Annotated in this window: 26 protein-coding genes and 1 pseudogene; 23 read left to right on the top strand and 4 right to left on the bottom strand. The window is 34.9% G+C overall.

The genetic code is table 11. The features are described 5' to 3' along the window. Window positions 1-19 precede the first annotated feature (19 nt). From BM350_RS00230 to BM350_RS00195, 7 genes and pseudogenes are all read left to right on the top strand, one after another. Window positions 20-1228: a branched-chain amino acid ABC transporter substrate-binding protein gene (locus BM350_RS00230; RefSeq protein ID WP_090913362.1), complete on the top strand. Its 1209-nt coding sequence runs from the start codon at window positions 20-22 to the stop codon at window positions 1226-1228. A 66-nt stretch (window positions 1229-1294) separates the two neighbouring features. Continuing rightward, the gene (locus BM350_RS00225; RefSeq protein ID WP_090913363.1) at window positions 1295-2281 is read left to right on the top strand and encodes a branched-chain amino acid ABC transporter permease; all 987 of its coding nucleotides are present in this window, start codon (window positions 1295-1297) and stop codon (window positions 2279-2281) included. Window positions 2282-2290: 9 nt separating this feature from the next. Next, complete coding sequence (locus BM350_RS00220) at window positions 2291-3574, top strand: branched-chain amino acid ABC transporter permease (RefSeq protein ID WP_090913365.1); 1284 nt, start codon at window positions 2291-2293, stop codon at window positions 3572-3574. A gap of 10 nt (window positions 3575-3584) precedes the next feature. Then, the gene (locus BM350_RS00215; protein ID WP_090913368.1) at window positions 3585-4361 is read left to right on the top strand and encodes an ABC transporter ATP-binding protein; all 777 of its coding nucleotides are present in this window, start codon (window positions 3585-3587) and stop codon (window positions 4359-4361) included. Between the two features lie 63 nt (window positions 4362-4424). Next, window positions 4425-5126: an ABC transporter ATP-binding protein gene (locus BM350_RS00210; protein WP_090913370.1), complete on the top strand. Its 702-nt coding sequence runs from the start codon at window positions 4425-4427 to the stop codon at window positions 5124-5126. A gap of 141 nt (window positions 5127-5267) precedes the next feature. Next, window positions 5268-6296, top strand: a complete 1029-nt coding sequence (locus tag BM350_RS00205; RefSeq protein WP_090913372.1) for an oxidoreductase — start codon at window positions 5268-5270, stop codon at window positions 6294-6296. Between the two features lie 388 nt (window positions 6297-6684). Then, window positions 6685-7374, top strand: a pseudogene (locus BM350_RS00195) (branched-chain amino acid ABC transporter substrate-binding protein); the annotation flags it as partial. A gap of 36 nt (window positions 7375-7410) precedes the next feature. Here BM350_RS00195 and BM350_RS00190 read toward each other — a convergent pair. From BM350_RS00190 to BM350_RS00175, 4 genes are read right to left on the bottom strand one after another with little or no spacing between them, the layout of a single operon-like run. Next, window positions 7411-8829, bottom strand: coding sequence for a recombinase family protein (locus BM350_RS00190; protein WP_090913376.1), 1419 nt, complete (start codon window positions 8827-8829; stop codon window positions 7411-7413). A 3-nt stretch (window positions 8830-8832) separates the two neighbouring features. After that, complete coding sequence (locus BM350_RS26650; protein ID WP_090913378.1) at window positions 8833-8988, bottom strand: hypothetical protein; 156 nt, start codon at window positions 8986-8988, stop codon at window positions 8833-8835. A gap of 16 nt (window positions 8989-9004) precedes the next feature. Continuing rightward, window positions 9005-9433, bottom strand: coding sequence for an ImmA/IrrE family metallo-endopeptidase (locus tag BM350_RS00180; RefSeq protein WP_090913379.1), 429 nt, complete (start codon window positions 9431-9433; stop codon window positions 9005-9007). A gap of 22 nt (window positions 9434-9455) precedes the next feature. Beyond that, the gene (locus BM350_RS00175; RefSeq protein ID WP_090913381.1) at window positions 9456-9863 is read right to left on the bottom strand and encodes a helix-turn-helix domain-containing protein; all 408 of its coding nucleotides are present in this window, start codon (window positions 9861-9863) and stop codon (window positions 9456-9458) included. A gap of 271 nt (window positions 9864-10134) precedes the next feature. Here BM350_RS00175 and BM350_RS00170 point away from each other — a divergent pair, with 271 nt between their 5' ends. The 16 genes from BM350_RS00170 to BM350_RS27310 all read left to right on the top strand — a co-directional run bounded on the left by BM350_RS00170 (window position 10135) and on the right by BM350_RS27310 (window position 19396). Then, window positions 10135-10320, top strand: coding sequence for a helix-turn-helix domain-containing protein (locus BM350_RS00170; RefSeq protein ID WP_090913383.1), 186 nt, complete (start codon window positions 10135-10137; stop codon window positions 10318-10320). Between the two features lie 31 nt (window positions 10321-10351). Beyond that, complete coding sequence (locus BM350_RS00165; protein WP_090913385.1) at window positions 10352-11062, top strand: Rha family transcriptional regulator; 711 nt, start codon at window positions 10352-10354, stop codon at window positions 11060-11062. 134 nt (window positions 11063-11196) lie between these two features. After that, a complete protein-coding gene (locus tag BM350_RS26645) occupies window positions 11197-11358 on the top strand; it encodes a hypothetical protein (RefSeq protein ID WP_090913388.1) in 162 nt (53 codons plus the stop codon). Next, window positions 11348-11665, top strand: coding sequence for a hypothetical protein (locus BM350_RS00155; protein WP_139207606.1), 318 nt, complete (start codon window positions 11348-11350; stop codon window positions 11663-11665). Before BM350_RS26645 ends, BM350_RS00155 begins: the two co-directional genes overlap by 11 nt. 72 nt (window positions 11666-11737) lie before the next feature. Beyond that, window positions 11738-11902 carry a hypothetical protein gene (locus tag BM350_RS26640; RefSeq protein WP_170857622.1) on the top strand — a complete coding sequence of 55 codons (165 nt, stop codon included), beginning with the start codon at window positions 11738-11740 and terminating at the stop codon, window positions 11900-11902. A 14-nt stretch (window positions 11903-11916) separates the two neighbouring features. After that, window positions 11917-12399: a siphovirus Gp157 family protein gene (locus tag BM350_RS00150; protein ID WP_090913391.1), complete on the top strand. Its 483-nt coding sequence runs from the start codon at window positions 11917-11919 to the stop codon at window positions 12397-12399. Further along, window positions 12396-13067 (top strand): Sak single strand annealing protein, encoded by a 672-nt coding sequence (locus tag BM350_RS00145; protein WP_090913392.1) that lies wholly within the window; start codon window positions 12396-12398, stop codon window positions 13065-13067. Before BM350_RS00150 ends, BM350_RS00145 begins: the two co-directional genes overlap by 4 nt. Before the next feature lie 17 nt (window positions 13068-13084). After that, window positions 13085-13972: a conserved phage C-terminal domain-containing protein gene (locus BM350_RS00140; protein ID WP_090913393.1), complete on the top strand. Its 888-nt coding sequence runs from the start codon at window positions 13085-13087 to the stop codon at window positions 13970-13972. Further along, window positions 13872-14774, top strand: a complete 903-nt coding sequence (locus tag BM350_RS00135; RefSeq protein ID WP_244547940.1) for an ATP-binding protein — start codon at window positions 13872-13874, stop codon at window positions 14772-14774. The genes BM350_RS00140 and BM350_RS00135 overlap by 101 nt, the downstream gene beginning before the upstream one ends. Window positions 14775-14784: 10 nt before the next feature. After that, a complete protein-coding gene (locus BM350_RS26635; RefSeq protein WP_090913397.1) occupies window positions 14785-14958 on the top strand; it encodes a hypothetical protein in 174 nt (57 codons plus the stop codon). 33 nt (window positions 14959-14991) lie between these two features. After that, window positions 14992-15456: a hypothetical protein gene (locus BM350_RS00125; protein WP_090913399.1), complete on the top strand. Its 465-nt coding sequence runs from the start codon at window positions 14992-14994 to the stop codon at window positions 15454-15456. A gap of 26 nt (window positions 15457-15482) precedes the next feature. Beyond that, window positions 15483-15683 (top strand): XtrA/YqaO family protein, encoded by a 201-nt coding sequence (locus BM350_RS00120; protein ID WP_090913402.1) that lies wholly within the window; start codon window positions 15483-15485, stop codon window positions 15681-15683. Continuing rightward, complete coding sequence (locus BM350_RS00115; protein ID WP_090913404.1) at window positions 15680-16291, top strand: hypothetical protein; 612 nt, start codon at window positions 15680-15682, stop codon at window positions 16289-16291. The genes BM350_RS00120 and BM350_RS00115 overlap by 4 nt, the downstream gene beginning before the upstream one ends. Before the next feature lie 217 nt (window positions 16292-16508). Next, window positions 16509-17006: an ArpU family phage packaging/lysis transcriptional regulator gene (locus BM350_RS00110; RefSeq protein ID WP_090913406.1), complete on the top strand. Its 498-nt coding sequence runs from the start codon at window positions 16509-16511 to the stop codon at window positions 17004-17006. A gap of 325 nt (window positions 17007-17331) precedes the next feature. Then, the gene (locus tag BM350_RS00105) at window positions 17332-18174 is read left to right on the top strand and encodes a hypothetical protein (protein WP_090913408.1); all 843 of its coding nucleotides are present in this window, start codon (window positions 17332-17334) and stop codon (window positions 18172-18174) included. Between the two features lie 754 nt (window positions 18175-18928). Further along, entirely contained in the window at window positions 18929-19396 is a 468-nt protein-coding gene (locus BM350_RS27310; RefSeq protein WP_244547919.1) for a hypothetical protein, read from the top strand. Window positions 19397-19447: the final 51 nt, after the last annotated feature.

The following is a 19447-nucleotide window of genomic DNA, read 5'->3' as shown; positions in this document are numbered from 1 at the left end:
ATAAAATGGGGGTATATGGGTGATAAAACAGAAGAATCTTGCTTTTGTTCTTTCGGCAGTGTGTATGTTTGGTTTATTAACAGGATGCAGTGGTAAAACAAATGGTAATGCCGATACAGCAAGTACGGGAGGTGGTGGTGGAAAGGTCATAAAAATTGCGACGCAATCACCGCTCTCTGGTGGTTCTGCAACGCAAGGAGAAGCAATTAAACTTGGTGCACAATTGAAAATAGAAGAACAAAAAGAAGAGTTTAAAAAATTAGGGTATGAATTAAAGCTTGTGCCATATGATGATCAAGCTGATCCGAAAAAAGGTGTTGCGAACGCGCAGATTATTGGTGCTGATAAAGAAATACTCGGTGTCGTTGGACATATGAATTCAGGAGTTGCAATTCCATCTTCTGAAGTGTATGAAAAAAACAATGTTGTTATGGTATCACCTACAAATACTGCTGTTGAAGTAACGGATCGTAATTTAAAAGTAGTAAATCGTATATGCACAAGAGATGATTTTCAAGGTCCTGCCGGGGCCGAGTTTGCATTGAAAACACTGAAGGCAAAAAGCGTTTTTATTATTGATGATAAAACAGCTTATGGAACAGGTTTAGCTAAAGCATTTAAAACAGAAGTTGAAGAATTAGGTGGAACAATTGCAGGTTATGAATCTATTACGGTCGGGGAGAAAGATTTTAATGGTGTGTTAAATAAAGTACTCGCGAAAAAACCGGATTTAATTTATTTTGGTGGTCTATATGCAGAAGGTGGACTGCTAGTAAAGCAAGCGCGTGAAAAAGGCCTTACGATTCCGTTTATGGGCGGTGATGGCATGGATTCAGCAACGATGGTAGAAATTGCAGGTAATTCTATTGAGAATACGTATTACACTTCTATCGCTGCTGATCCGAAAACAACGGAAAAAGGAAAGAAGTTTGCAGGTGATTATAAGAGCAAATTTAATAAAGAGGTAGAAGGATATTCGGCTTATGGATATGACGCTGCGGGTGTACTACTGCAAGGAGTGAAAGATGCAATTAAAGCAAATAACAATAAAATGCCAACAAGGGAACAAGTGCGTGACACTGTTCGGAAAACAAATAATTTTGGAGGAGCGGTAACAAACGTAGGTTTTGATAGCAAGGGTGATAATAAATTTGCAAAAGTATATATTTATAAATTTGCAGAGCAAAAATATCCAGGAAGACAAGAAGGAGAAGTAGAGAAAAAGTAAGGTGATAGGGGTACGGTGCTTATGTTCCGTACCTTTTTTAGAGAAAAATAAAGGGGAGGAATTTCTATGTTCGGAGAAATAATGCATACACTTCCTCAAGTGCTAATTGACGGATTAACACTTGGTGCAGTGTATGCGGTTGTCGCATTAGGATATACGATGGTATATGGAATATTAGAACTTATCAATTTTGCTCATGGAGAAATTTTTATGACGGGTGCTTTTATTGGTACAACAATTTTCCTTGTTTTTATGGGGTTTGGCCTAATGACAGCTATGCCGGCTTTGCTAGCATTGTTACTTGTTTTAGTTGCAACATCTCTTATAACAGGTTTTCTTGGGATGGGCATTGAAAGGGTTGCGTATCGACCGCTTCGGAAAGCACCGAAACTTATTACGTTAATCACAGCAATTGGTGTTTCTTTTCTACTGCAAGATATCGTTCGCTTTATCGCTGAATTAAAAAAAGGAAATTACATTATAACAGGTCCTACTTTATTCAATGATCAAATTACGGTACAGGCTTCAGCAATCATCTCTTCTTTTAATAACGCTAAGCTTAAAACATCTTCACTTATTCTACTCGTTCTTGCGGTTATTATGATGTTCTCTTTAGACTTTTTCATCAATAAAACAAAGTGGGGTATGGCAATGCGTGCTGTTGCACAAGATCGTGATACTGCTTCATTAATGTCAGTAAATGTGAATAAGGTGATTTCTCTTACGTTTTTTATCGGTTCCGCACTTGGCGGAGCAACAGGCGTACTGTTTGCTGTGCAATATGGAACAATAGATCCGTACATTGGCTTTATTTTAGGATTAAAAGCTTTTACGGCAGCTGTTTTGGGGGGAATTGGGAATATTCGAGGTGCGATGGTTGGCGGTATATTGCTTGGATTATTAGAAATGTTCGCCGCTGCAAATTTATCCATTTTATCTTCTGGAATATTGGGAGCTGAATATAAGGATGTTTTTGCCTTTGGAATTTTAATTCTCGTTTTAATTTTTAAACCAGAAGGCATTTTCGGCAAAGCAGTTGCCGAGAAAGTGTAGGTGATGATAATGAAAAAATGGTTAGAAATGATAAGGAAAAACACGAAGATGCAACTTATACTATTAGTCCTTTATATGGGGATAACTGCTGCAAGTTTATATTTTGCACAAAAGTCAGTAACGGCATTTCTACTACTATTATTGTCTCTTTTATTATTGTGTTATACAAATTTACACAGTAAATGGAAATGGTTAGTAGGGTTATTTGTGTTAGTTATATTACTCCCATTCACAGCAAGCGGTGGTCCTGCTTATCAGTCTTATATGGAAGTGGCGACATTAGTTGGAATTTATATAGCAATGGCGCTAGGGTTAAATATCGTTGTTGGGTTTGCAGGATTGCTAGATTTAGGATTTGTCGCTTTTTTTGCAATAGGAGCTTACACATACGGTATTTTTGCAACAGCTCAAGCAAATAACTTTATGCCATTTGGTCACTACCCATTGTCAGGAGAAAGCTTTTGGATGTTTATTTTACTAGGTGGTTTGATTACAGCGGTATTTGGAGTTTTGCTTGGCATCCCGGTGTTGCGTGTGAAAGGTGATTACTTAGCGATTGTGACACTTGGATTTGGGGAGATTATCCGTATTATTTTTAATAATCTAGATAAACCGGTTAATATTACGAACGGTGCAATGGGCTTATCTTCCGTAAAACCACCTTCCCTATTTGGGTTTACATTTTTGCAATCGAGTCAAGTGTATTACATTGTACTCGGTATTTTATTACTCGTAATTTTTATTGTAAAACGACTAGAATTTTCGAAAATAGGCCGTTCTTGGAAGGCAGTTCGTGAAAATGAAATTGCAGCCCAAGCGATGGGAATTCCGCTTGTGAAAACAAAGTTGCTAGCGTTTGCAATTGGTGCTTCATTTTCTGGAATGATGGGCGTTGTCTTTGCTGCAAAACAAACTTTTGTCGATCCAACAAGTTTTACATTACTAGAGTCAATTACCATTCTTGTTATGGTATTGCTTGGTGGTATGGGGAGTGTGCCTGGGGTTATTTTAGGAGCAGCTGTTATGACCATTTTAAATTTACAAGTACTTACTGAATTAACAAACTGGCTAAACCAATTAAATTTAAGTGGAACGGTTACGATCCCAGATGCACTTTCTCCAGCTAAAATGCAACGTTTCATCTTTGGAGGAATTCTAATTTTATTTGCCTTGTATCGACCACAAGGACTCATACCTGCGAAAAATCGAAAATTTAATGAAGAGCAGTTGAAAAAAGATAGGATAAAACAAATCGAGTCACAAACACAAAAAGAGAAAGTATTTGAAGCCTAGGGGGAAGAATATGGCGATTTTAACAGTTCAAAATATTACGAAGCGGTTTGATGGACTCGTTGCAGTAAAAAGTGTTGATATGAAAGTAAAAAAAGGATCCATTACAGCTGTAATTGGACCGAACGGAGCAGGAAAAACGACGTTTTTTAATATGGTAACAGGTGTATATAAGCCAGATGAAGGTGACATTCTGCTTGGAGAAGAAAAGATAACTGGTTTGAAGCCGCATGATATTTCAAAGCATGGCATTGCTCGTACGTTTCAAAATATTCGTCTTTTTAACAATATGACGGTACTTGAAAATGTAATGGTAGGACTTCACAATCATTTAAAAAGTAATCTTTTGGGGATTTTGTTACATTTTCCAGGGGTAAAGAGAGAAGAAGAACGAGCGCAGCAAAAAGCATATGGGCTTCTAGAATATGTTGGTTTAGCTCACTTATTAAATGAAGAAGCGCAAAATTTATCGTACGGGGCACAGCGTCGCCTTGAAATTGCTAGAGCGCTCGCGGCGAAACCGCAAGTATTATTATTGGATGAGCCAGCAGCCGGAATGAATCCAAAAGAAACGAAGGAATTAACAGCTCTTATTTATCGAATGCGCGAAGAGCTAGACATAACAATTGTATTAATTGAACATGATATGAAACTTGTCATGGAGATTTCTGAGCATATCATTGTATTAGATCACGGTGAAAAAATTGCAGAAGGAAGCCCGGAAGATATTCGTAACAATCCAAAAGTTATTGAAGCGTATTTAGGGAAAAGTGCCGTGTTAGAGAAGTAATACGGAATAAAATAAAAAATTGATAAAAAATCGTTCGAAAAAGATAAAAAAGGGGGGAGTATATTGCTAGAGCTTACTAATATAAATGCGTATTATGGTGGGATTCACGCGTTAAAAGGCGTTAATATTTCTGTAGGAAAAGGCGAAATTGTAACACTTATCGGATGCAATGGAGCTGGAAAATCAACAACATTAAAGTCGATTAGTGGCCTTGTTATACCGAAGTCAGGAGAAATTTCGTTTGAGGGTAAACAAATTACGAAACAATCTCCGCACGTAACAGCTTTATCCGGAATTGCTCATGTACCAGAGGGAAGACGTATTTTTTCACGCCTAACAGTAAAAGAGAATTTGGAGATGGGAGCATTTTCAGTAAAGGATAAGAGAATAGTGAAGGAACGGATGGAGCGTACCTTTCACTATTTTCCAAAGTTAAAAGAACGACTAGAGCAAAAGGGCGGTACGATGAGTGGTGGTGAACAGCAAATGCTTGCAATTGGACGTGCGCTCATGAGCGGGCCGCATTTACTTATGTTAGATGAGCCTTCAATGGGGCTGGCGCCAATTATTGTTGAGCAAATCTTTGAAATTATTTCAGAGCTGAATAAAGAAGGAATGACGATTCTACTTGTTGAACAAAATGCGTATCAAGCATTGCAAATTGCACATCGTGGCTATGTGATTCAGACAGGAGAAATTAAAATGGTAGGAGAAGGGAAATCATTGCTGCATAATGAATTTGTGAAAGAAGCGTATTTAGCGTAATATGAGGGCTACCCTAGGTAGGGTAGCTTTTTGGCATGTTCATCTATGTTGCCATTTTAAAAAGCAAAACATTATGTAGAAATAAGATAAGTTGATATAATAAAAATTCATTATAGTCTATACATAATTTGGAGGGGTTTTATGAACAAAATAGGTGTTGGGATTGTAGGTTACGGGTTTTCTAGTACAACCTTCCATATTCCTCTGTTGCAAACAATCGAAGACTACGAAGTCCGTGCGATTGTATCTTCACAAGAAGAGAAAGTAAAAGCATCATTTCCACATGTAGAAGTTGTGACAACAATCGATGAGCTTGTTATGCAAGAAAACATTGATCTTATCATCATTACATCACCTAACACAACGCATTTTGAATTTACAAAAAACGCAATATTGCATGGTAAACATGTTGTCGTTGAAAAACCTTTTGTTGTTTCTGTTGAAGAAGGAGAAGAATTGATAGAATTAGCGAAGCAGCATGGCGTTGTGTTAAGTGTATATCATAACCGCCGCTTTGATAACGATTTCAGAACGATTCAAAAACTATTACAAGATAATAAAATTGGTAAAATTTATACGTATGAAGCTCATTTTGATAGATTTCGTCCGCATGTTCGTGATCGTTGGCGAGAGCATAAATTGCCAGGATCAGGAATGTTGTTTGATTTAGGTTCGCATCTCATTGATCAAGCGTTACATTTATTTGGGATGCCGGAAGCTGTTTATGCAGATGTTGTCAATCAACGTCCAGGGTCGCAAATAGATGATTATTTTCATATTATTCTTCATTATGAAGAAATGCGTGTTATTCTTCATAGCGGTAGTCACGTTAAATATGCAGGGCCACATTTTAGCATTCATGGTGAAAAAGGATCGATTGTTAAATATGGAATGGATTCTCAAGAAGAACAGCTGAAGGCAGGAAAGAAACCTGGTGATGAAGGATATGGAGAAGATGCTATGCATATGTATACTGTTCTTTCTACAGAGGAACAAGAAATTCATACTCCAACAGAAATAGGGTGTTATGAGAATTATTATAAAGGTGTCCGAGACGCGATAATGAAACGAGAAATGCCACCTGTTACAGCTGAGGAAGCTCTAAATGTGATTCGTGTTATTACAGCTTGTTTACAAAGTAGTCAGCAAGGAATGATAGTAAAATGGTAGAGTCAGTGTATACGCTGACTCTTTTTGTATGTTATATAAATCTAAATTAAAAAACCGACATAAAACCATTCTTTTTCGGTGGACGAGAGCATCTGGCCAAGCATAGAAGCGGTCAGTGCCCTTTCCTGCCACATGCGTAGTGAAAACCAGAGATAGCAAACGAGTGAAGCTTCTTTTTTTCTGCATAGCAGCAATCTATATGTAGAAAAATTAAAATGAATTTATATAGCAAATCATGTCAGAATTTTACGAGAAAACGCTAACGATTTTTATTGTGCAACCCTTATGTATAGATTAATATTTTAAATATTAAAAATATTGCGAATTTAGGGGGAGTACGGTGAAGAAAAAGATATCGCTTTTGTTATCGGGTGTTTTATTAGCGGGAATGATGGCAGGATGTACGAGTAAAGGAAATGATAATTCAGCTACTACGAAAAATGAAGCAAGGACAAATAAAGTAATTAAAATTGCTTCTGAATCGCCTCTTTCTGGTGGATCAGCTGCGTTTGGAGAATCCATTAAGCTTGGAACGCAAATTGCAGTAGATAAACAAAAAGAAGAGTTTAAAAAACTAGGTTTTGAATTGCAATTTGTGCCGCAAGATGATCAAGGTGACCCGAAAAAAGGGGTTGCTAATGCTCAGTCTGTCGCAGCTGATAAAGAGGTATTAGGCGTTGTCGGACATTTAATGTCCGGTGTATCTATTGCCGCTTCTGAAACATATGAGAAAGCAAATCTTGTTATGGTATCACCATCAAGTACGGCAGTTGAATTAACAGAACGTGGATTAAAAACTGTTGCACGCCTTGTTGCAAGAGATGATTTCCAAGGTCCAGCAGCGGCGAAATATGCGCTTGAAACAGTAAAGGCAAAAAATATTTTTGTAATTCAAGATAAAACCGCATATGGTACAGGGTTAGCCGACGCATTTAAAAAAGAAGCAGAAAAGCTAGGCGCAAAAATTGTTGGCTATGAAGGGATTACAGTTGGTGAGAAAGATTTTAGTGGTGTGTTAAACCAAGTTATCGCGAAAAAGCCAGACCTTGTGTATTTTGGTGGTATGTATTCAGATGGTAATGTACCTATACATTGAAATAAAGATAGTATGAAACTATCTCAATTTATACCCAGTTATCTCAATTGCAGCTTTCTTCCATCTTCCGTTTGCCTTGTTAATTTCTTTAAATTCTATGCTGTCAAAAATACTTCGAATAGCATACATTTTTGTTTCATCAGAAATGATCTTCCAATTATAGATTAAGTTTTCAAGTGTTTCTTTTACAACTTCTACAGAAATGGTTTCTTCTTCTTGTGATAGAAGAGTGTACAATTCCTTTTCTTTTTCATTTATAATGTCTATTTTTTCTTTCATTTCATCACGATCTATAACATTATCGAGATATAGATTTTTTACTCTTTCTTTCTTTTTTGCTAAATTATCTAATTCTTTTTTTATTGAATCAAGGTCTATTTTATCGGAAATATTAATTTCTATGTTATCTAACGTTAGGTTAAGAGTTTTTAAAAATGCTGTTTCCAGTGTTTCTAAGCTGACGTTATAACCCATACAAAATCCTTGTGCTTTTTTAGCACACTTGTAATACTTGTATTTTTTACCTTTAATCATGTATGTAACGGCTGATAGTCTTTGACCACAGTTAGGACAAACGAAAATTCCAGAAAAATAATTATATTCACCATATCGTGGTTTTGGTGCATTAGTCTTTCTATTTTCAAATATCTTTTGACATTCATCAAACATTTCTTTAGATATTATTGGTTTAAAATCTTTTGCATTGAATTTTGATATAACAACTTCTTTAGAATCATTACCTTGAACTCCATAACGTCTATAACCACAATAAATAGGGTTTGTTAAGATACGTTTAACAGCTTCCTTATGCCATTTATGACCACTTTTCGTCTTGTAACCTCTCTCGTTTAACTTTAAAGAGACAGCTAAAAAACCATTTGAAAGAGCTAGTTCAAACATTTCTTTGATAATCACACTCTCATCTTCATTAACGATGATACTATCATTATTTTTAGTATAACCGAATGGAATTACTCCACCATTAAATAAACCAAGTTCAGCGCGTTTGTACATATTTTCTGTAACTCGCTCGGCAGTCTGTTCCCGTTCCCATTGTGCTAATGTTCCAATCATATTAATCATCATACGACCTGTTGCGGTTGTTGTATCTAATGCCTCGGTTGAACTCTTAAATTTTATGTGATATTTTTCGAAATCCTCAATCATATCGTTCAGATCACGTACTGAACGACACAGACGATCTAATTTATAAACGAGTATTACATCGAATCGTTGTTCTTTCATATCAGTTAATAATCGTTGGAGCTCGGGGCGGTTCATGTCTTTAGCGCTGTAACCATCATCCATGTAATCACCAATAATATCCCATCCTTGTGATTGTGCATATGCTTCTAATCGCATTTTTTGAGCTTCTAAAGAGAAGCCTTTTTCAGCTTGTATATCCGTTGATACACGTCTATAAATTGCACATTTCATTATTTATTCCCCCTTAATCCACTCTTTTGGAGTATCGATATAACCATCGATTTCGTATTTCGTTTCGCCATCTTCCTCGTAAATACGTGTAACGATAGGTATTTTTATCATTTCTTTTTGTTTCCTTTTTTCTCTTTCAATAGCTAAGTCAATAATCAAAAATCATCACCTCCTTCTAATAAAACTTATAAAACTCTAATAATTCCACTGGGATGTTATTTTTATATGCTATACATGCTTTTGTATCTCCCGGAGTAATAGTTTTTTCGTCTATTAACAAAAGCGCAGCAAAGATATTTGCTTCAATTTCTAATTTATCAACAGATAAAAACGTGTTTTTTCGTAAGAAAGGGGTATTTGCTTGAGGATGCAAAATAGCATGTCCTAATTCATGTGCGCAAACCGCCCTTTGCATAGTTGAAGATAAGTTACTATTAATAGCAATAAATTTATTTCTTTTTTCATACTTGTAGAATCCATTAATTTCTTCATGTAAGTCATGGTGAAAAACATTTATATTTAGAGAATTAGCAAGTTCAAAAGGGTCTTTGGTGTTATATTTTTTGCAAAGTTGATTGACTGTGTTGTTTATTACGAATTTCAATATGATCACTCCTGAACTTACATTAATTATCTTTACGATGTTTTTTAGGAATGTATTTTTTATTGATAATCTTTGTTTGTCGAACAATGTACTCCATTGCATCTAATAAAGAATCTACAGCTTCTTCACTCATTGGTTCACCAGAGAACATAAGTCCTTGTGAATCCTTTAGATCACGTTTTATTTCTTCCATTCGTTTTTCGATATCTTTTTCATCTTTAGGAGTTGAAAGCATTTGAGATGTTCTTCCTAATAGGAAGTCTATTGAAACATCGAAATAGTCAGCTACTTTTTGTATCTTGTCAGCTGAAGGGCTCAGTGTTTTCCATCTGTATAATGAGTTTTTACCGAAATTCAAATCTTCTTCTAACTTAGATATTGATATACCTCTACTTTGGCAAAGTTCTTTGATTCTATCCAATATAGTCATTTGATCACCTTTTTTAACGCTTAAAACAAACTCTATCAGATATGGTAGAAATATGTTGACTTCTATCATATGTGGTAGTATTATATGTTCATAAGCTACTTATTTAGCTTTTAAACCAATACAAATTAAAACCTAAAGACCACGTTCCCCAACGTATATAGGCTATAAGTGTAGGTTTATTTAGCTATGTTTTTATTCTATCTTATATGTTAGAACGCGTCAACAAAAAGCTGAAAAATTAGCTTATTTAATAAATTAAGGAGTGTAGTGTATGGATACATTATTCGGTAAAAAAGTAAAAACATGGTTAATTATCAACGATATGAGACAAAAGGAATTAGCGGAAATGCTAGATATTTCCAATGCTTACCTATCCGATATCCTTTTAGGAAAAAGGAAAGGTAAGAAAGTAAGAGAGAAGATCGAGAAAATATTAGATGTTAAGGAAGTTTCGTAACGACATCAATTAATTATAAGGAGGAAATGAAATGACAGGTCAGTTAACAGTAGTAAATGAAGTTACGCAGCAAGTTTTGGTTTTTGAAAATAACGGTGATGTAGTAACAGACAGTTTAACAGTCGCTGAAATGTTTGGCAAAGAGCATAAACATGTTGTACGTGATATAGAAGTACAGTTAGAAAAATTAAAGGAAGCTGGAGAGCTAATTTGGGGTGAGTCCAACTTTGGGCAGACCCAATACCAACATTTTCAAAACAAACAGTGGTATAAAAAATATCTCTTAACAGAAGATGCATTTACAATTGTCGCTATGTCTTATGTAACTCCAGAGGCGATGAAGATGAAAATAAAGTTCTTGCAAGAGTTCAAGCGTATGAAAGAGTACATTCAAAAGCAATCAAAAGTACCTAATGATCCATTTGGACAAATTGAACTTCTTGCAGCTGGTACAAGTAATTTAAACAAACGAGTTTCTACATTAGAGCAAGTTGTTGAAAAACAATTAACAATTGATTATGGTCAGCAACGAGTAATTGATAAAGCGAAGGCAAGACGAATTTATTTCCTTTTGGAAAACGGTCATGTAAATGAAGCTGTACATGATTCAACACGTAAATTATTCGGATTGTTAGGGCGTAACTTAAAAGATGCATTCAATGTAAATAGTTATCGGGACATTTTGAAGAAAGATTTCAATGAAGCATTAAACTTTATTAACGGCTGGAGACCGATGATTTAGGGGGAGAGTAATCTTGAAAATTGTATTAAATGCAGAGCAAACAAAAAGATTTTGTGCACCTATTATTAAAGAAATATTAGCGAATCCAGCTAAATTCAAGAAATTAGCAGCTGAGCGCAAGGAGGCGAAGCACAATGAAACTCTCAATCAACTACAACAACGTAAAAGTAGCTGACTATCTTAAGTTATTGGCTCATTACAAGCTACCGAACAAGAAGCAGCACCGTCTTATTGAAAATCGTTTTGTGTGTATCAATGCTCTTGTTAAGAATGGTGGTGAACAACATAGCAATTGAAAACCTTGTTTTACCAGAAGATGTAGAGGTAGCAAAATCATTACGCAACAAGAAAGAGAGCTACATAAAAAATCAGTTTTTGTTATCTCGTATCGCAAGTCAGAAAAATGCAGAGGGTAATACAAAAGAATTCTATGAAGCTTGTAAAGAGTATGAAGAGTGGGGAAACAAAGCGAAAGAATGCGATGGGCAACTAGCAAAGCTTTTTTTCAAGAAGAAAGAACGTGACCGCGTGGAAATGGTTGCAAATCGAATGCGTGAAGTAAACATTCCATCCCACATTATTGAGTATGTGTTAAATGCATAAAAAGACCCCTGTTGCAGCAGGAGTCGCTTGTAAAAACATTTTCGCAGTCAGTATACCATATGAGGTGATTATGTGAAAGAGTCATATGAAAATCAAGTGTTCAAAAAGCAAGTAGAAATCGCGGTAAACAACTTAAAACGCATGTCTAGCAATGAAACAGATCAGTCAAAAAAGCTAGATATCGATTATGTCATTACCGTACTAACAGATAAACCATATGGCAGCATGCCATTTTAGGAGGATATAAAACTATGAAACTTTACGAACTGACAAGCAACTTTAACCAGTTGCAACAAATAATTGAGGATGGAGCAGGCCAAGAAGCCATTCACGATACATTGCAGGCAATTGATGAAGCAATCGATGATAAGGTACAAGGCGCAGCGTTATTAATTCGCAACATCGAAGCACAAGCGGAAGCTATTAAGGTAGAAGAAAAGCGTTTGGCTGATCGTCGTAAATTTTTTGAGAACAACTGTAAAAGTATTAAGGATTACCTGTATCAACAAATGGTTACTGTGGATAAAAGACGAATTAAGGGGGCATTGGTAACAGTAGGTATTCAAAAGAATCCAGTAAGTTTAGATATTGCAGCTGATGCAGTTATCCCACCGGAATACATGATTCCGCAAGAACCAAAAGTTGATAAAAAAGCATTACTTGCAGCGGTTAAAGATGGGATGCAATGGGATGGTATCACGTTAAAACAGAGTGAGAGCGTGAGAATCCGATGAGTGAACAAAAAAATTATTTTGCAGAATTAGCATCTATTGATGTCAGCAAACATGTTGAAAAGAAAGGGCGTTTCAGTTATTTGAGTTGGTCCTGGGCAGTAGATCAACTGTTAAAAAAATGTCCTAATGCGACTTGGCAAGTTGTTAGATTTGATGGGTTACCTTATCTAAAAACAGAGGTCGGCTACTTTGTAGAAGTTGAAGTGACGGTTAATAACATTACACGTTCGCAGATTCATCCAGTATTAGATAACTATAATAAACCAATTGCAACGCCTACTTCATTTCAAATTAATACATCTATTCAGAGATGTTTAGCAAAGGCGATTGCATTACATGGGTTAGGATTATACATCTATTCTGGTGAAGATATTCCACAAGATGATGAGCCGAAACAAACTAGCAAACAACAAAGTATTGTTCCAGAAAAGGAGCAAGAAAGACAGGCACAAGTTGCTAATGAGCAACGAATACAAGCGATTCATGCACAAATTAGGGAATTATCTGAAGTATACGATATGCCGTTTGAAGAAACGAAAGCAACTGTAAAACAGTCATTAGGTATCCAAACATTTAAAGGAATTACAGTGCAGCAAGCATCAAATGTCCAAAGAACAATTACATCATGGCTGAATGATGCCAAAGCAAACCAGCAAAAAGCACAATAGGTAGGTGATAGATAGAAATGGCTATTTTTAGACCTGTACAGACAGAATTTTGGACAGACGTGAAAGTTTCGGAGGATATGACGCCAGAAGATAAGTTATTTATGGTTTATCTTCTGACCAATCCTCACACTACACAGTTAGGTGTATATGAAATTACTCCTAAAATAATAGCTTTTGAGATTGGTTTTTCGGTTGAATCAGCAAGGGCATTACTTGATCGCTTTGAAAACCATCATAAATTAATCAAGTACAACAAGGAAACACGTGAAATAGCTATTAAAAATTGGGGGAAATACAACCTAACAAGAGGCGGAAAACCGATTGAGGATTGTTTGAAAAAAGAGATTGATAAGGTAAAAGACTTGACACTTGTTAAGTTTATTCTAGAGAGAACGGAAAATGAAAAATTAGTTGAGAAAATCAGTTTTTATGCGGGGTTTGACGATACGTCGACGATACGTGGTACGTCACGTGGACAAAAAGAAGAAGAAAAAGAAAAAGAAAAAGAAGAAAAAGAAAAAAAAGAAGAAAAAGAATATATTGTCGAGATAGTAAACTATCTCAACGATACGTGCGGTAGTAGTTACAGATCATCAACAAAGAAGACTCAATCATTTATTAAAACTAGATTAAATGAAAAGTTTACTATAGATGATTTTAAAAAGGTTATTGATGTAAAACACGCTGAATGGACTGGAACGTCACAAGCTAAATACTTAAGACCTGAAACATTATTCGGTACTAAGTTTGAAGGTTATTTACAGCAATGGGAGTTGTGGAAGAATGGAAAAACTCGGGGACGTAATGAAAGGCCTTATGAAGAAAGCGGAAGCTATGTACCAGAAGAAGCTAGAAGAGGAATCCAACCAACCGATAACAGAGGATTCGCAAAAACAATCGGTTGAGTGTGAAAAGTGTGAAGACAGAGGTTATACATTCGAAAAACAGCCATCAGAATTTTTGAAAGGTAAACACGTTGATGTTGCTATTGAGTGTGAATGTTTGGAGCGTAAAAGCTTAATGGCTCGTTTTAAAAATGCGATGATTCCATCAGAGTTTGAGAACGCTCGGTTTGATAACTATATAAGAGAAACAGCAGTACAGAAAACCTTGTACGGTGCAATGATTGAATATTTAAAAACCTTTAATGATATACAAGATTCAAAGGTAAATAGTATTGGATTTATAGCTGAGGTTGGTGAGGCGAAATTAAAGGGTCTACCACCAGGAGAACGAAACAGGGTTCGACAGGCGAATAATTCATATGGATTAGGTAAGACACATTTACAAGTAGCAGCAGCTAAATATGCATTAAAACATTTTAAGGTCGTAGACAAGCATACAGGGCGTTTGCGTGGCATCCGAGTGTTATGTATCCAAGATGTAAATATCATGGCTGAGATTCAAAATGCATCGTTCTTAAATGACAATAAGAAACGGCTGAATGAAATACTTCATGATTTATGTACATGCGACATTCTTATATGGGATGACATAGCGAAATCGAAGTACAGCGAGTTTAAAGAGGATATGTACTACAAGATTATAAATGAGCGTTATTTGCGGAATCTACCCATCTGGTACACCAGCAATGAAGATTTAGACACGCTTGAAGACAAGATTGGATTTGCGGCAGCTGATCGATTGTTCGGAATGAGTAAGAATTATTTGTATCAAGTTAAGGGAGCAAGTTATAGAACGGCATGAGGTGAAACAGATGAATGTAACTTTAGAAAGTTCAAACGTTCACGTAACAAGCGTTAGTAGTTGGGGCATGGTATTTACACCATCCCCTTCACAAAATGCTCGTACACGTGAGGATTATGTAAATACAACCGGTAAGTGGATTGAGGAACAGTTAAGAAAGGCGGAAACGAAAGCGACGGGATAGCGGTTATTAAAAAGTAGATGGTAGGTGATGACAGTGAAAGCGGTATGTATAAATGCTGATGCTTCTACAGAGTTGCAATTAGAAAAAGAGTATTTCGTCTTTCCAGTTAAATGGAATCACTATTATGTTAGTCAATTTAATAATATAGACGCTCATTTTGGTTGTTATCCAAAAGAGAGATTTCAATTAATAGAAAAAGATGTTTGGTCATCAGAACCCGATGTACAAGTTCCTGATTTAGATCAAGACACATTTTACAGAGCGCAGCTTATTTGGAGGGCAAAGGGACATAGAAGTAAGCCACTTAAAGATTATGTGATTAAACCTAAAAAGACCCATTGCTTTTTCTGGCATGATCGGAAAAGAGAACAGTTTTGTGGTTGTTTTCCATTACATTGGTTCGCTAATTTTGAGCCAATTGTGGAACAGCAAGAAGAGGTAAAAGAGAATCATATTGTGTTAATAGAAAGGTTCGGTGGGCAGCTAGCATTCTTTTAAAATAATATGTAATTGGAGGGATATTTTTGAGACTACAAGATGTAGAAATAAATCCTAGTACAATGAAACTAGAAGTTGATATAATTGGTAAAAAGGGAATCTTTGCTATTGTGGTGTGTGACGGAAGAGCTAAGATTACAGAGTTGCCTGATTATGGTGAAACTAAAATTGTGACTCATCAAGGCAAAGTAAAAAGGGTTAAGTTTGATGAGGGGGAAGAATTTTGAAAGCTAATTTGACGTTATTAAGTGCTGTAATACCAGTTTTAGGAACTCTCTTTGGTGCAATGCTTGGTGCATCATTAACTATTTTTGGAACAAGAAAAATCAATAAAGATAAAGATAAAAAATATAATTGTCAAGTTGAGTCCATATCTAAAGAGACATTGGATAGAGCGAATGTATATCTGTCTCATATGGTAATGGAAGAATATGAAGAATTTCTAGCAAACTTAGAGGCACGTGTTAGTGGATTAAAAGTTATTGAAAATTTATTAAGTGAATTTCCTTTGGGAACTATTTCAACAGATCAAGTGTTTGCAGTATATAGAATAAGAGAATTTTTGCAGGAAATAATTTTTGATATATCTTTGTTTCAAAGCAATAACATTAGGGTCAAGCAATTTGTAGCTAACATACAATTTCAAATATCTCATGGCATAAATAGGGATGCACAGGAACTTCTTGATAAAGAAGTTGAACAGGCAAAAAAAGATTTAAAGAATGAATATGACTTAAGATTATACAAAAATTTAAATGAATACATTGACCAAATAAACACTTTAAAAACTCATTATCATACAATCGCACAAAAAATTTCTGAAAAAAATAAATAGAAGTTCTACCAGTCAACTGGAGGACACTGAGTGAACGTATTAAGCGTTTGTTTGGTGTCCTTTTTGTTTTGTAAAAGGGAGTACAAGGAATGGATGTTTTAAAATATTCATTACGTGAATGAAAAAAGTAATTAAAGTACGTAAAAGCATAAATGAAAAGAGAATCTTAACAGACACGGTGTATTAAGACAAAAGCAATAAAGAGGAGAGATCTTACATGACTAGACAATTAACTTTCTTACCAGAAATTGATCGTGGAGCAACGCAGGAAAAACTTGAAGGTATTCTTGAAAGCGTACGTATATATAGACAATTTGGAATGATTCGTAAAGAAATGAAAGTCACTCCTTCTTATGAAGTTAAGTACCATAGTTATACTAATGAGGTTGGCAAACCCTTAGAAGATGTAGTTATAAATAATCTAGAACTTGAAAAACGTGAAAAATATATTGAAAATATCTCTTTTCGTATCGACCAAGCGTTATGTCGTTTTGGTAATAGTCGTGCAGGAAATATTCAAAGAGATATTATTAATAAACGTTACTTAGAGGAAGAAGATGTATGTGATTATATGGTTTTTAACGAAATTGGTATGTCTGAACGTACTTATCGTCGTTGGAAATCTAGAGCATTTTATAAGCTTGCTTTTGCTCTTGGGGTAGAAGTGTATAAGCAAAGAGAGCGAGCTGGAAGTGATGGAAAAAGTGATGACTAGGTTTAAAATCTAGTCATCACTTTTTTCTTTTTTATTTTTAATAGTTAACCATTTTTATTGTGTTGTGTAACTCAAAATAGAAAGTGTTATAAAGCTATGAATATCAAGGGATATAGCTATTAGGTCAGTTACACAAAATATAAGATATGGGTAAGTTAAGAGAAATAGCGTTTTTAATTATTCTCTTAAAAGGTTATAGAAATTTCTTGGAGAGTGTAGTGTGATTGTAAAAAAGTTTCTCAACAAGAAATGTGTAAAAAAATGAAGGTTGATGGATATTTTTGGGGAATATTATTATGATTTTGTAAAAAAAGGAGGAATTTAATTGGACTTTAATGGAATTATGGGAAATCTTGTTGCAAGTGCAATTTATACTTTACTATGCTTTCTTGTAGCATGGATTTTTCAAACACGCCAAAACAAGAATGAAGTAGCCGCTTCCACAGTTAATCCTACTCAGTATATTCAAATCATTAATTTTCCACCACAAAAACACACACATATAAGAACAAGTAGTAATGGAACACCGAGTGAATGGGGAATTCTCCTTATAATAGCTTTTATGCTTTTAACCTACTTATCTTTGGTTTATAAAAGCCAGATAATAAATTTTGGTTATATAACATTCTCCTTCGGCGTTATAATATCAATCTTAATAATTTATGGGGTACAAAAAGTAGTAAAAATACCTGAATTACCTATAAAAGATAAAATAGGATTGTTCTTTCCAGTTATTTATTGGTGTATTTTCCTTGTTATTAATATTAATTTAGGCTCTCCAATAATAAGTGATTCTAATATTAAAAATGTAGAACAGGTTATTGTAAATGGAGGATGGGATGGCTTAGGTATTAGATTTTTTAATATTTCGAGTACTGCTAATAAAGAATTTCTTACAATCATTCTTAAGTTTTTGGGACTTGGATTGCTCTATATAAGTTGGGTGTACATGATTAGGTTTCAATTATTTTTTATATTAAATTGGGTTGTTAATATAAAAAATAGGGGACAAGTTAATAGTTTTATAATGTGGTTTTATAGAAGAACATTTATCTATAATGTTACCGGATATATTTTTCAAATTATTTTTATATTATTGTTTTCTTTTGTTTTTGTAAATGGATTTGTATATTTGATATTACCAAATATACAGGAATTTACACCATAATAATCAGAGAGAGTTAAAAGTGGCAGAATCGTGGCAGTTTTTTGACCGTAAATGTGCCGGTTGTTTTTGATTCAACGTGATATATTTGTATTGTGAGAAATGGCGGAAATAACATGACTCACAAGGTTTCTTTTATAAATTAAACGGCCCTTTTGTATTACGGTTTTGAATTTGGTTTCCGACAGCTTCGATGTTGCAGATTGAATGAACATTGAAGTATTGAAGAGCTTTTGCTCTTCTTTGAACTGATGGCAGCAGTGCTGTATATCATATATCATCAGTTGAAAGAGGCGTGAAAACTCCTTAACCAAAATTAATGAAATATGAAGCACACATGACTTGTCTATTTTTGAAAGACCGTTATCCAATCGAGGTAGCGGTTTTTTACTTTATTTGATTGAGAGTAAAAACTTCATTTACCGTATTTATAGTAATAGTAGAGTTTTGATGAAAGGGCAACTGATGCATGGTTGCTCTTTCTTAATAGAAATTGGAATCATTCAAAGAGAAATGCCCTGCAACGTTTCTGATAGAAGGGTTTTAATATATAAATGGGATAGTTTGTGAAACGTAGGCCGTTACTTTGTGTAGCGGTTTTTTCTTAGTTACTCTGAAGGTTTAAGTGTCATTTGAGATATTAGTAGGGGGTGTGGTTCTTTTTTTAAAAATTACTAAATTTTAGTATACAATCGTAATTCTGGATAGTATAATATTTAGGACATATAATTTATTTTGGGGAGAGGATTTAGTTATTATGAAAAAAATTGTTGTATCGTTATTGTCTATTTTTATTTTTTTCTCAGCTTTTAGTACAAACGCCTTTGCGGCAACTCCGAAATATGTAGCCGGTCATCACGGTTATTGGGAGTTTGAACCGACTGGTGGATCTTGTGGAGGATATTGGAATTTTAGGCTTGGTGATGGGAAGTTAGTACACGATGCTTGGGTGCAAAGTGAAAATGAAGTAGATTGGTATTATGTTTATGGTGGTATGATGTTTGCAGGGAATGGATGTTTTGGTAACTCTCCTTGGTTGGTTATAGATGGAAGATGGTATTTATTTGCTGCAGATGGAAAACTAGTTCGAAAAGAAGGTTGGGAAAAAACTTCTAGCGGAAAATGGATATACTGGATTCCAGGAAATTATGGACTTGCGACAAATGAATCAAAGGTAATTAACGGGGTAACATATTACTTCGATAGTAATGGTTATATGAAATAAAAATGAAAGCATCCATTCGGGTGCTTTTTATTATGCAAAGAAAAAAGCCCT

Origin of the sequence: Bacillus sp. 103mf, assembly GCF_900116295.1 — a bacterium.
In the GTDB taxonomy this organism is placed as follows: domain Bacteria; phylum Bacillota; class Bacilli; order Bacillales; family Bacillaceae_G; genus Bacillus_A; species Bacillus_A bruguierae.
This window is presented reverse-complemented; position numbering and strand designations above follow the sequence as displayed.